The 12,500-nt window shown below is 69.8% G+C and carries 12 protein-coding genes; 4 read left to right on the top strand and 8 right to left on the bottom strand.

The features are described from left to right. Positions 1 to 110 precede the first annotated feature (110 nt). Entirely contained in the window at positions 111 to 1,115 is a 1,005-nt protein-coding gene (locus AOZ06_RS30955) for an ArsR/SmtB family transcription factor (RefSeq protein ID WP_054292631.1), read from the bottom strand. A 55-nt stretch (positions 1,116 to 1,170) separates the two neighbouring features. Between AOZ06_RS30955 and AOZ06_RS30950 the strand changes: the two genes are divergently transcribed. Further along, positions 1,171 to 2,397 carry an MFS transporter gene (locus tag AOZ06_RS30950; RefSeq protein WP_054292630.1) on the top strand — a complete coding sequence of 409 codons (1,227 nt, stop codon included), beginning with the start codon at positions 1,171 to 1,173 and terminating at the stop codon, positions 2,395 to 2,397. Next, positions 2,388 to 2,984: a phosphoribosylanthranilate isomerase gene (locus AOZ06_RS30945; RefSeq protein ID WP_054292629.1), complete on the top strand. Its 597-nt coding sequence runs from the start codon at positions 2,388 to 2,390 to the stop codon at positions 2,982 to 2,984. The genes AOZ06_RS30950 and AOZ06_RS30945 overlap by 10 nt, the downstream gene beginning before the upstream one ends. Here the strand turns inward: AOZ06_RS30945 and AOZ06_RS30940 are convergent. Further along, positions 2,981 to 3,325: an MmcQ/YjbR family DNA-binding protein gene (locus AOZ06_RS30940; RefSeq protein WP_054292628.1), complete on the bottom strand. Its 345-nt coding sequence runs from the start codon at positions 3,323 to 3,325 to the stop codon at positions 2,981 to 2,983. The genes AOZ06_RS30945 and AOZ06_RS30940 overlap by 4 nt on opposite strands. 67 nt (positions 3,326 to 3,392) lie before the next feature. Here AOZ06_RS30940 and AOZ06_RS30935 point away from each other — a divergent pair, with 67 nt between their 5' ends. Next, entirely contained in the window at positions 3,393 to 4,124 is a 732-nt protein-coding gene (locus AOZ06_RS30935; RefSeq protein WP_054292627.1) for a DUF6882 domain-containing protein, read from the top strand. 106 nt (positions 4,125 to 4,230) lie between these two features. On the opposite strand, the gene AOZ06_RS30930 is transcribed toward AOZ06_RS30935, so the two are convergent. The 5 genes from AOZ06_RS30930 to AOZ06_RS30910 all read right to left on the bottom strand — a co-directional run bounded on the left by AOZ06_RS30930 (position 4,231) and on the right by AOZ06_RS30910 (position 11,179). After that, complete coding sequence (locus AOZ06_RS30930; RefSeq protein WP_054292626.1) at positions 4,231 to 5,805, bottom strand: ABC transporter ATP-binding protein; 1,575 nt, start codon at positions 5,803 to 5,805, stop codon at positions 4,231 to 4,233. Further along, positions 5,802 to 6,695: an ABC transporter permease gene (locus AOZ06_RS30925; RefSeq protein ID WP_054292625.1), complete on the bottom strand. Its 894-nt coding sequence runs from the start codon at positions 6,693 to 6,695 to the stop codon at positions 5,802 to 5,804. The genes AOZ06_RS30930 and AOZ06_RS30925 overlap by 4 nt, the downstream gene beginning before the upstream one ends. After that, the gene (locus AOZ06_RS30920; protein ID WP_054292624.1) at positions 6,692 to 7,648 is read right to left on the bottom strand and encodes an ABC transporter permease; all 957 of its coding nucleotides are present in this window, start codon (positions 7,646 to 7,648) and stop codon (positions 6,692 to 6,694) included. Before AOZ06_RS30920 ends, AOZ06_RS30925 begins: the two co-directional genes overlap by 4 nt. Continuing rightward, positions 7,648 to 9,273, bottom strand: a complete 1,626-nt coding sequence (locus AOZ06_RS30915; protein ID WP_054292623.1) for an ABC transporter substrate-binding protein — start codon at positions 9,271 to 9,273, stop codon at positions 7,648 to 7,650. Before AOZ06_RS30915 ends, AOZ06_RS30920 begins: the two co-directional genes overlap by 1 nt. 124 nt (positions 9,274 to 9,397) lie before the next feature. Continuing rightward, positions 9,398 to 11,179: a gamma-glutamyltransferase family protein gene (locus AOZ06_RS30910; RefSeq protein ID WP_054292622.1), complete on the bottom strand. Its 1,782-nt coding sequence runs from the start codon at positions 11,177 to 11,179 to the stop codon at positions 9,398 to 9,400. Positions 11,180 to 11,269: 90 nt separating this feature from the next. Here AOZ06_RS30910 and AOZ06_RS30905 point away from each other — a divergent pair, with 90 nt between their 5' ends. Next, the gene (locus AOZ06_RS30905; RefSeq protein WP_054292621.1) at positions 11,270 to 12,151 is read left to right on the top strand and encodes a LysR family transcriptional regulator; all 882 of its coding nucleotides are present in this window, start codon (positions 11,270 to 11,272) and stop codon (positions 12,149 to 12,151) included. 96 nt (positions 12,152 to 12,247) lie between these two features. Here AOZ06_RS30905 and AOZ06_RS56960 read toward each other — a convergent pair whose 3' ends face one another. Then, complete coding sequence (locus tag AOZ06_RS56960; protein ID WP_157233354.1) at positions 12,248 to 12,499, bottom strand: hypothetical protein; 252 nt, start codon at positions 12,497 to 12,499, stop codon at positions 12,248 to 12,250. Position 12,500 lies beyond the last annotated feature (1 nt).

Here is a 12,500-nt window from a genome sequence, read left to right as displayed (position 1 = left end):
CGGGAACTTCAGCAAGCCGGAGGTTGCGCGCTGCCACCGTGATCTGGTCGACGATCGCCACACCGCGGCGAAACATCGGGACATTGGGGGATTTGTCGCTGATGGTCGCGCTACTCGGCCGCTGAACCCGGTTCGCCGCCGAGCAGGTTCGTGCCGAGTTCGGTCGTCACGTACAAAACGTGACGGCCTGACCGTTCCCGTGCGACAAGTCCGCTGTCGCGCAGGACGGCGAGGTGCTGCGAGACAGCGCTGGGTGTCACGTTGAACGCCAGCGCGAGATCAGTCGTGGTGGCAGGGGAGCACAACGCCTGGAGTATGTCCGCTCGTGCCCTGCCGAGCAGCCGGACCACGCTGTTCGCCGGACGTCGTGCGCCCGCGATCCACAAGGCACCGGCCCCGCGTGCCGGGTAGCGCACAGTGGTCTGCGTCGACGTGTGTTTCTTGATCATGACGTGTGCCGCGCCGAGCACGACGGGCATGAGGACCAGACCACCCGGGCCGCGGGCCACCGCGTGATCGCCGTGGCCACGCCCGCCTGACACCGTCAGCCTGCCGTCCTGCCAGCGCAGGTCGTGGTGGAGGTCGTCGAACAGCCGCTCCGCTCCGCCGACCACCAGGTGCCTGGCCCGGTAGGTGACGTCGGCCTCCAGGACCGCTCGGATACGTGACCAGTGCGGCGCCACCAGGCGGCCGTGTGCCACCCGAAGTTCCGACGCGATCGCACGGAGTCCTGCCGCCGGCCGCGCGGCCAGTTCGGCGACCGCCGGTGGCGGGTTGTCGCCGAAGACACGGGCGAGGCTGGCGCGCACGTTCCGCGCCGAGGTGGCCAGCAACGCGTCGAGGTCGTCCTCGATCGACGCCGTGGCGCCTCGCGGCGCCGGGATGAGGAACTCCGGCCACGCGGTCCTGGCCGGCGACAGAAGCGGCGCCGTGCGTGACAGATCCAGAGGCCGGGCCGCGAGTTGCTCCCCGGCCCAGCGCAGCCACCGCAGATTCGCCGCGTTGACCTCCCGCCCACCCAACTGCCGCAGGCAGGCCACGGTTTCCGACAGCGGCGAGATCGCGAACCGGGTCGCCGCCAGCTCCGCCACGCCCACCTCGACAGTGAGTGCCACTGATCGACTTTAGCCCACAGCTGAATGGTGTCCGGTCGCCCGCGGACACCGCACGATGATCGCCGTGCCGCTGATCGCCGATGATTCCCGTTTGTCCCGTGCTTTCTGGCGTTTCTGGCTCGCCACAGGGATCGACTTCACAGGCAAGGGCATGTACGCCGCCACCGTGCCGCTGCTGGCCGCCGCGCTCACCCCGGATCCCCGGCTGCTCACGGTCGTGTCCGCCGCGGCCTACCTGCCGTGGCTGCTGCTCTCGCTACCGGCCGGGACGATCGTGGACAGGTACTGCCGGATCACCCTGATGCGGCGTGCGCAGTTCGCGGCAGCGGCGATCGTCGCGGTGACCGCGGTACTCGTCGCGGTCGGCCGGATGGACATCACCACCCTGACGGTCCTGGCGTTCGCCTTGGGCGCGTGTGATGTCGTGTTCGGCAACGCCGCACAGGCCGCGCTCCCTGATCTCGTCGCCGACCGGATGCTGCCCCGCGCCAACGGCAACCAGCAGGTCGTGCTCACCGTGGGCCAGCAGTTCGCGGGCCCGCCCGCCGGTAGCGCGCTGTTCGCCGTGTCGGCCGCGCTGGCGTTCGGCGCTGAAGCGTTGCTGTTCGTTGCGTCCGCAGTCGTCCTGTTGACCGTGCCGAAAGGAAAGAGCGCCCACGCCGAGCCGATGCCGATGCGCGCCGCCATCGCGGACGGTGTCCGGTGGCTGGTGCGGCACCGTCTACTGCGGACTCTTGCCGTCCTGCTCAGCGTCAACACGTTCAGCTGGCAGTTGGCGAACGCCACGCTCGTGCTGGTCGTGACGCGGGAACTGGGTGTCGGGGTGTCGGCGTTCGGCCTGGTGCTCGCGGCGGCAGCGTGCGGCGGGCTCGTCGGCGGACTGGTCAACGGGTGGATCGCCGACCGGTTCGGCACGTCGGCCAGGTTGGTCAGCGCATTGGTTCTCACCGTCTTGGGCTACGCCGGCGCGGGATGGGCACCGAACGCCGTCACGCTGGGAATCTGCCTGGCTGTCAACGGGTTCGCCACGACGTTGTTCAACGTCGTCTCAGTCACCCTGCGGCAGCGGCTCGTGCCCGCGGGGATGCGGGGACGCGTCAACAGCGTCTACCGGATGTTCGCGTGGGGCCTGATGCCGTTCGGAGTCCTGGCCAGCGGCCTGGTGGCGCACGAGCTCGGCTTGCGCGCGCCGTACCAGCTCGCCGCCGCTGTCCGCCTCATCGCGCTGGTCGTGGCGCTGCCCGTGCTGATCAGGGCTGTATCATCCACGGAGTGTTCGTGAAGGTGTGCGGGCTGCGGACGCCTGCCGACGTCGAGGTGTCGGTGGCGGCCGGAGCGGACGCGGTCGGGTTCGTGTTCACCAGGAGCGTCCGTCAGGTCGACGCGGAGACCGTGCGCGGCCTGATCGCCGACGTCCCGGAAACAGTGCTGACGGTCGGCGTGTTCGCGGGCATCCCGGCGGCAGAGGCGGGACGGATCGCGCTCGAAGCGGGCGTCGGCGCGGTGCAGCTGCACGGCGACTACCCGAAGCCGGCGTTCGAGGAGTTGGCGGGTGGGCCCTACCGGCTGATCCGGGCGACCACGCTCACGGCGGCCACGGACGTCACGGTCGGTGCGTACGGCGAGGACATGCTGCTGCTGGACTCACCGATCGCCGGGTCAGGGGAGACCTGGGACCTCTCGGCGCTCGCCGGGTCGAGGCCGGACGGGGACTGGCTGCTGGCAGGCGGGCTCACGCCCGCGAACGTCACGGCCGCGATCGAGGCGGCGAAACCGTGGGGAGTGGACGTCTCCAGCGGCGTCGAGGCTACCCGCGGCGTGAAGGACCACGAGCTGATCCGCGCGTTCGTCACCGCGGCCAAGGGCTAGGGCCTGCGGGACTTCGGCAGTTTGGCGACGATCGCGTCGTAGGAGATGTCGAGCAGTTCGAGCAGGTCGTCGTCGGGCACCGCGCCGCCGATCACCACCCGGTTCCAGCCGTGGCGGCCGATGTAGGCGCTGATCGTGATGTCGCCGGGGTAGCGGTCACGCCACTCGGCGGCTTCCTCGGCGCTCGCGCCGCACTTGAGGCCGACGGTGCCCGCGAACAGCCCGATGAACGCGAACGCCTTGCCGCCGACCTTCGCCACGAGCTCGGCGTCACCCCAGGGATAGGTCTCCTCCGCACCCGGCTTCACCAGGCACAGGGCGACGACCTCGTCCACTGTCACCGGGCGAGCGTACGGGAGTTTCACCAAACCGCCGGGGAACGCTCCGGGTGTCCCGTACGGTGTCGCGGTGATCAGTTTCACCGACCTCCAGGACGACGCGGCACTGATGTCCCTGGAGTACCAGCTTCGCCTGTTCGACGTCGTCGGCCTGGCCGCGTGGAAGATGAACCTCGACGAGGCGCGGTTCGAGCTGACCTCGCCCGACAACGTGGTCACGTCGTGCACCGACGTGCAGATACTCGGCACCTCCGCGCCGGGGCCGCAGTCGTGGCTGTGGGTGTGGGCGGATCCCTCGGGCTACCGCGAGGACATCCTGCGTGCCGCGAACGAGGCAAGGGCGTTCGGTGAGCGCCACGGCATCCCCGAACTGACCACCCCCGAGGTGCCGTTCGCCTCGCTGCCCGGTTCGCCGACTGACCCGGTGGCGGCCGCGTCGCTGATGATGGAGGCGACCAAGGCCGCGACCGGGCGGTACACCGGCTACGCCGGCGAGGTCGGCGGTGGCACGCGAGCCGGTTTCCTGCTCGACCACCCGGACTTCCGCCTGCCCGAGCCGGAATTCCCGCGATTCAGCCGCGTCCTCCAGCAGGGCACGGCTGAGCTCAGGTTCTACAACCAGCGCCGGGGTATCGTGTCCTACGCCCAGCGGCGCGGGTACGACATCGCCCACAACGGACCGGTCACGCGCATCAGCTGCGCGGCGGCGTCGGCCAACATCCGTTTCGACGAGCAGAACCGGATCGTGGCCATGTCGATCAACAACGAGAGCGTGCGCGTCCCGACGCAGACGAATCCCTGACGCCGTGCGGTAAAGGGGTATGCGCGACACGTACCTCGAAGCGCTCGGGAGCTGGTGCCGGAACCCCGTCGCTGTGGGCGGCCCACGTCCACGCCGGGTCTGACCGTCAGCTGAACACGTCCGCGCCCGGAATGGCGTCGAGCAGTTGCCGGGTGTAGGGATCTGCGGGGGAGTCGAGCACCTGCGCGGCCGGTCCCTGCTCGACGACCCGGCCGTTGCGCATGACCACGACCTCGTGCGCGATCGACCGGACCACTGCGAGGTCGTGGGAGATGAACAGGTAGCTCAAGCCCAGCTCCTGCTGCAGTGAGTCCAGCAGCCGCAGGATCTGGTCCTGCACAAGCACGTCGAGCGCCGACACGGCTTCGTCGCACACCACCAGTCGCGGTGACGGGGCCAGCGCGCGGGCGATCGCCACGCGTTGCCGTTGCCCGCCCGAGAGCTCATTCGGGTACCGCTGCGCCATCGACGGTGTCAGGCCGACCTGGTCCAGCAGTTCGGCGACCCGGGTCCGGCGGGACGCGCGGTCGCCGATGCCGAAGATCCGCAGCGGTTCGGTGATCAGGCGTTCCACTGTGAACATCGGGTCGAGCGACCCGTACGGGTCCTGGAAGACCGCCTGCATGGCCCGGCGCGCCCCCTTGCGGTTCACCGTCACGTCGGTACCGTCGAGCCGGATCGTGCCGGAGGTGGGGGCGACCAGGCCGAGCACCAGGTGGGCGGTGGTCGTCTTGCCCGAGCCGGATTCGCCGACGATCGCGGTCGTCTGGCCACGCGACACCGTGAACGACACGTCGTCGGCCGCGCGCAGCGCACCGCCGCCGCCCCGGATCCGGTACTCCTTGGACACCCCGGCGACTTCGAGCACGGGCTCGGCGGCTGTCGCGGTCCGGTGCGCGGCGGTGGTCAGCGAAGGCGCGGCGGCCACGAGCCGCCGGGTGTACTCGTGGTCCGGCGCGGTGAGGATCTCGCGGGCCGGGCCGGTCTCGACCACCTGCCCGTCGGACATCACCACCACGTGGTCGGCGCGGTCGGCGGCCAGACCGAGGTCGTGGGTGACCAGCAGCAGCGCGGTGCCCAGGTCCTGGGTCAGCTTCTCGAGGTGGTCGAGGATCTGCCGCTGCACGGTCACGTCCAGCGCGGAGGTCGGTTCGTCGGCGATCAGCAGGTCGGGGCGGCACGCCAGGCCGATGGCGATCAGCACCCGCTGGCGCATGCCGCCGGAGAACTCGTGCGGGTACTGACGTGCCCGTCTGGCCGGGTCGGGCAGCCCGGCCTCGGCCAGGATCTCCACGGCACGTCGTTTGGCCTCCTTGCGGCCGGCGAGGCCGTGCGCCACCAGTGTCTCGGCGACCTGGTGGCCCACGCGGGACACCGGGTTCAGGTTCGACATCGGGTCCTGCGGCACGAGCCCGATCTCACGGCCGCGCAGGCGGCGCAGCCGTTTCTCCCCGGCGTGCGTGACGTCCTCGCCGCGGAAGCTGATCCGCCCGCCCGTGACGTGGCCGGTTCCCGGCAACAGGCCCATGATCGCGTGCGCGGTCGTCGACTTGCCGGATCCGGACGCGCCCACCACGGCCACCCGCTCACCAGGCATCAGGCGCAGCCCGGCGCCCCGGACTGCCCGCACGGCACCGAAGGACACTTCGAGGTCGCTGACCTCCAGCAACGGCTCGGTCATCGCTTCCCCCTCTTGAGCCGCTGGGCCTTGGGATCGAGTGCGTCGCGCAGCGCGTCACCGAACAGGTTGAACCCCAGGCAGATCAACGCGATCGCGACACCGGGGAACACGCCCGGCCACACCGTGCGGAACAGGTACTGCTGCGCGTCGGACAGCATGATGCCCAGGCTCGGGTCGGGTGGCTGGATGCCGAGGCCCAGGAACGACAGGATCGCCTCACCGAGCACAGCCGACGGCATGATCACCGTGGCCTGCACGATGATCGCCGACAGCGCGTTGGGCAGGATGTGGCGCACGAGGATGCGCGGAGCGCCGGCGTCCATCGTGTGCGCGGCGAGGACGAAGTCGGATTCCTTGAGCCGCAACGTTTCCGCGCGGACCACGCGGACCATCGCCGGGATGTTCGCGATGCCGAGCGCGATGGCCGCGTTGCCGATGCCGCCGCCGTTGATCGCGGCGAGGCCGACGGCCAGGATGAGGAACGGGAACGCCAGCATCAGGTCGGCCAGCCGGGACACGACCGCGTCCAGCCACCGCCAGTACCCGGCCAGCAGCCCCAGCGGGACGCCGACAGCGACCGCCAGCAGCACCGACAGCACCCCGACCTCGAGCGACGCGCGGGTCCCGGACAGCACACGGGACAGCACATCGCGGCCGAGATCGTCCGTGCCGAGCGCGAAACCGACCGTGAACGGCTGCTGGAACGGGGTGGTGAAGTGCACCTGGGACGGCGGGTACGGCGCCAGCCACGGCGCGAACACCCCGGCGACGATCACGATCAGCAGCAGGACGCCACCGACCACGCCCATCGGGTTCTGCCACAACTTCCGCAGCACCCGGCCGCGCACTCGCCCGAGTTCACCGGCTGCCACCGGTTCGGCAGCGGTCATGAGGCCCTCCCGGAGACGCGCATCCGCGGGTCGATGACCGTGTACAGGAAGTCGACCAGCAGGTTGATCAGGATGTACGCGGCGGTGATCACCAGCACGACCGCCTGGATGACCGGGTAGTCGCGGGTGAACACCGAGTCGAGCGTGAGCTTGCCGATGCCCGGCAGGCTGAAGATCCGTTCGGTGACCACCGCGCCCGCGATCAGCCCGCCCAGTTGCAGGCCGACGATCGTGGTCACCACGATCAGGCTGTTGCGCAGCCCGAACCGGAAGATCACCGCGCCACGGCCGAGGCCCTTGGCCCGCGCGGTGCGCACGAAGTCCGCGGTGAGCGTCGCCACCATGGACGACCTTGTCTGCCGTTGCACCACAGCGGCGTGCGTCAGGCCGAGGATCACCGCGGGCAACGTGAGGTAGTAGACCCCGCGCAGCGGATCCTCGAACGGTGAGACGTAACCCGATGCGGGAAACCAGTCCAGCTGCACCGACAGGTACAGCACGGCGAGGATGCCGAGCCAGAACGTGGGCACGGACAACGCCAGCAGGGAGAAACCGTTGGCCGTCCACTCCGGCCAGCGGCCCCGGAACACCGCCGCGACGACACCGGCGGCCAGGCCGAGCAGCAACGCGACCAGCATCGCGTAGATCGCGAGCTGGATCGTGACGGGCAGCGTGGCGCCGAGCATCTCGCTCACCGGCGTGCCGGTCCGCACCGACTTGCCGAAGTCGCCGGTGGCGGCGTTGCCGATGAACTTCATGTACTGCACCACGACCGATTCGTCCAGGCCGAGCTGCGCGCGCACCGCGGCGAGTGTCGCGGGGTCGGCTTCCTCACCGGCCATCGCCAGCGCCGGGTCACCGGGCAGCGCGCGGACACCGAGGAACACGATGACCGACGCGAGCACCAAGGTGAGCGCGGACTGCCAGAGCCGGTTGACCAGGTAGCGCGCCACTATCCCTCCTGACCTTCGACGAACGCGGCCCTGCCCAGCCGCACCACCCCGTCGGCGTACACCTCGACACCGGTGACCTGTCTGGTGTGGACGGTGAGGTTGCGCCGCCGGTAGGTGTAGACGATCGGGTTGTCCCGCAGGATCACGCCGACCGCCTTGCCGTACAGCTCGGCTCGCTGCTCGACGTCGTTGATCTGGGACGCCTGGGCCAGCAAGGTGTCCATCTCGCCGGTGGAGTAGCCGCCGACGTTGCTCGCCGCCTTGGTCGCCAGGAAGCGGGTCGTGTTGCTGTCCGGGTCGATCCGGCCGGACCAGCCCAGCTGCAGCAGCTCGAAGTCGCCGCGTTTCTGCACGTCGAGCAGCGTGGAGTACTCGACGGGGACGATCCGCAGGTCGAACCCGCCTTCGGCGACGCTGGCCTGCAGCGCCTGGGCGTACCGCAGCTCGTCCTGGGTGTTGCTCACTTTCAGCTCGACCCGCAACGGGACTGGCACCCCGGCCTCGGCCAGCAGTTGCCTCGACCGCGCCGGGTCGAACTTCTGGCACGCGTTGCTGGCTGTCGACGCGTACGGGCTCTGCGGTGGGATGGGGGAGCAGGCAGACTCGTACCAGTTGTTGAACACCGTGTTGACGAGCGTCTGACGGTCCACCGTGAGCACAAGCGCCTCGCGGACCCTGGCGTCACGGGCGAGCGGCGTGTCGATCGGCTTCGGCGGCTTGCCGACACCGTCCACATTGCCCGTGTTGACGGTGAAGCCCTGATAACCCAACGAGCCCGCTTGCAGCAGGCGCAACGAGCGGTCCTTGGCGAGCGCGTCGACGTCCTGCGGTGAGATCGTGTCGGCGACCTGCACGTCGTCGGACCGCAGGTTCGCCGCACGGGTGTTGGCGTCCGGCATGATCCGGTAGACGATCGTGTCCAGGTGCACTTTGGCCGCGTCGTAGTAGTCCGGGTCGCGGGTCACCGTGATCGAGGTCTGCGGGATCCGCTTGACGAACTTGAACGGGCCGACGCAGACCGGGGCGTCGCCGAAGGTGTCGCCCCTGGCGGTCAGCGCGACCGGTGACATGATCATCCCGGCACGGTCCGCGAGCGCCGCCGTGATCGGCGCGAACGGGCGTTTGTAGCGGATCACCACCTGGTCGCCGCCGCTCGCGGTGATGCTCTCCACTGGCCCCATCTCGCTGGCCCGCTGGGACGTCTTCTGCGTGAGGTGCCGTTGCAGGCTGGTCCGGACCGCGTTCGCGTCGAACGGCGAGCCGTCGGCGAACTTGATCCCGGCGCGGACCGGGATGGTCACCGTGCGGCCGTCGGCCGAGGTCGTGGGCAGCGCGGTCGCCAACTGCGGGACGACCTTGCCGCTGGAGTCCAGGTCGTAGAGCTTCTCGCAGATCGTGTTCATCACGTACCGCGTGTAGAGCGAGGTCGATGTGGTCGGGTCCAGCCGGTCGGGCTCGTTCGACAAACCCATCACCAGCTCACCGCCGGACCGGACCCGTTGGTCGCCGACCGGCGTGCCGTAGTCGTCGGTGCGCTCGCCGCCGGACGTGACCGCCTGGATCGGGACACAGGCGGCCAGAGTGCACACGCCTGCCGCGATCACCAGTAACCGGGAACGTCGCATGGCCAGTAACGTACGATGTCCACCGACCTTCGCGCATATCGAATTGGTTAAAAAAATTCGCCAGGAAATACGCGCGAAAAACAGCGGTCCGGCGGAGGTGGACCGCTGTTTCCCGCGCAGCCGGTTATCGTCCGGCCGCGTATCCCTGCATGCCGCGCGGATTGGCGCCCGCGGAGAGGACGCCGGTGCCGGGATCACGCGCGACGGCGCACAATCTGCCCTCTGACCAGTCCTCATCCGAGGTGACGGTATGTCCTCGGCCGGTGAGCGCGGTGATGACGTCCGCGCCGATCCGCGATTCGACGACGACACTTCCCGGCAGTGTCTCGCGGGGGTAGAAAGAGCTCGGGAAACTGCTGTTGTGCCAGTTCGGTGCGTCGATCGCGCCCTGCAGGTCCAGTCCGCCGCGGACACTGTCCCGCAATGCGACGGCGACGAAGAAATGCACACTCCACTGGTCCTGCTGGTCACCGCCGGGCGTGCCGAACGCGATTCTCGGCTCGCCGTCGCGCAGCGCCAGCGACGGGCTCAGCGTGGTCCGCGGCCGCCGCCCGGGCACGAGCGAGTTCGGCAGCCCCGGCTCTAGCCAGGACATCTGCAACCGCGTGCCGAGTGGGAAGCCCAGACTCGGGATGACGGGGTTGGACTGCAACCAGCCGCCGCTGGGCGTGGCCGCGATCATGTTGCCCCACCGGTCGACGACATCGACGTGACAGGTGTCGCCACGGGTGCGCCCGTTGCGTGCCACGGTCGGCTCACCGGCTCCAGCCGTCGCCGGTACCTCATGCAAGCGGCCCTCGGTGAGCAGCGTGGGCAGCCGGGGTTCGCGGCCACCGGGACTGCCGGGCCTGAGCTCCAGCGACGCGCGCGGCCCGATGAGCGCACGGCGGGCGTCGTTGTAGTCCTTGGCCAGCAACGCTTCCAGCGTGACGTCGGTGCTGTCGCCGTACCACGCCTCACGGTCGGCCATCGCGAGTTTCGTGCCCTCGATGAGGGTGTGGAAGTAGTCGGGCGTGCCGTACTCGAGGTTCTCGGGCAGCAGGGCGAGTTGCTGCAGGAACGCCGGCCCCTGGCTCCACAGGCCGGGTTTGGCGATCGTCCAGCCGTTCCAGTCGTAGGTGGCCGGTGCCTCGTAGGTCGCTTCGAAACCGGCGAGGTCGTCCGCGGTGAGGGTGCCGGTGTGCCGCTCGCCGGAGGTGTCCATCGTGGGCTGTGCGACGGCTTCGGCGATCGCCTCGGCGACGAACCCCTCCCGCCACACCTCGCGCGCCTTCTCGATCTGCGCCTCACGGCCCGCGCCCGCGCTCTCGGCCTCCTTGATCAGGCGGCGCCAGGTGGCGGCCAGCGTCGGGTTGCGCAGCAGCGCGCCGGCCGCGGGAGCCTTGCCGTCCGTGAGGTAGACCGCGGCCGAACTGGTCCACTCGGTCTCGAACAGCTCCCGCACCACGTCGACGGTCGCACCGACCCGCTCGACCGCGGGATGGCCGTTGTGCGCGTAACCGATCGCGTACTTCAGCACGTCCGGCAGTCGCTTGGTGCCGTGGTCGCGCAGCAGCACCATCCAGGCGTCGAACGCGCCGGGAACGGCGGCGGCCAGCGGGCCCGTGCCGGGCACCAGGCCGAGCCCGAGTGAGGTGTAGTGCTCGATCGTGGCGCCGGCCGGGGCCGGTCCCTGTCCACACAGGACCTGCGGTTGCCCGCCCGCCGGGGCGATGATCACCGGCACCTCGCCGCCGGGGCCGTTGAGGTGCGGTTCGACCACGTTGAGCACGAAGGCGGCGGCGACCGCCGCGTCGAACGCGTTGCCGTCGTCCTCCAGCACAGCCATGGCCGTCGCGGATGCGAGCCAGTGTGTGGAGGACACCATGCCGAAGGTGCCCTGCAACGTGGGCCGGGTGGTGAACATCGAGTCCTCTCGTCGGCTTTCCGGCCAGTAGACCGCAGGCCGGGCAGTGTGTCCAAGACATCTATGACACTATTCCGATAGCGTCTGGCTATGGAACGGCGGCAGCTCGAGTACTTCGTGGCGATCGTGGAACACGGCGGCTTCACCCACGCGGCCCGCGCCCTGCACGTCGCCCAGCCCTCGCTGTCGCGGGCGATCACCAAACTGGAGCAGGAACTGGGAGTGGAGCTGTTCCACCGCGTCGGCCGCAACGTGGTGCTCAGCAGCGCGGGGGAGGTGCTCGCCGACCGCGCCCGCCTGGTCCTGCGGGACCTCGACGCCATGCACGCCGCAGCACGTTCCATCGGCGAGGGTGTCGTGGGCAGGGTGGACGTCGCGGCGACATCGTCCTCGGCGCTGGAACCGGTGACCAGCATCATCGCCGAACTGCACGACCACCACCCGGGCGTCGTCGTGAGCACGTCGGCGGCGCTGGCGGCGGCCGAGGTGATCGCCATGGTGGTCCAGGGCCGCTGCGAGGTCGGCGTGTGCGGCAACGCCGAACGCCCCACCGGCCGCGGCCTCGTGGCCCACCACCTGCGGGACGAGGAATTCCTGCTCGTGGTGCCACCCGGCGGCATCCCGGGCGCGGGCACCACGGTGACGCCCGATCAGTTACGCGGCATGCGATTCGTCGTGATGCAGCCCGCGACCGCCGTGCGTGCCCTGTTCGACCGGCTCGCCGCCACCGTCGGCGACATGACGATCGCCGCCGAGGTGGGCGACCGCAGCGTCGTGCTACCCATGGTGCTCAAGGGGATCGGCGCGGGCCTGATGCCGGACGGGTGGGCCGGCCTGGCCCAGCGAGCGGGCGCCGACGTGTACCGGTTCTCCCCGCCGGAACGGCTCCCGCAATGGCTGGTGTACCGGCGTGGTCAGCTGACCGCCGCGACTCAGGCGTTCATCGACACGACGTTGGCCCGTGCCCGCTGACTCGTACGTCGGGCACCTGGCGCGGCGCCAGGTGCCCGACCGCTCATCGGATGCACTCAGTCATGGGATGACTGTGCACCTTTTACTTGTTACCTGTTACTTGCGGACAAGCGGCAACAGGGCCAACGCGCCGACGAAGGCCATGGCGACGGTCGCCAGGAGCAAGAACCGCCAGAAGACCTTGCGCTTGGTCAGGACACCCTCCAGGAACGACCACATTGTGGATGTCCGACGGTGGCGGCCTTGTGCCAGTTCACCAGTGCCGATGTACGGTGTGCGGCCTGGCGGGTCAGCAGTCGTGGACGGTTTGGCGCTGTTGCCGGCGCCTTCGTCCCTTACTCTGGTCACT

Origin of the sequence: Kibdelosporangium phytohabitans (assembly GCF_001302585.1) — a bacterium.
Taxonomy (GTDB): Bacteria; Actinomycetota; Actinomycetes; order Mycobacteriales; family Pseudonocardiaceae; genus Kibdelosporangium; species Kibdelosporangium phytohabitans.
The sequence above is the reverse complement of the archived record's forward strand: the minus strand, read 5'-3'. Positions and strand labels throughout refer to the sequence as shown.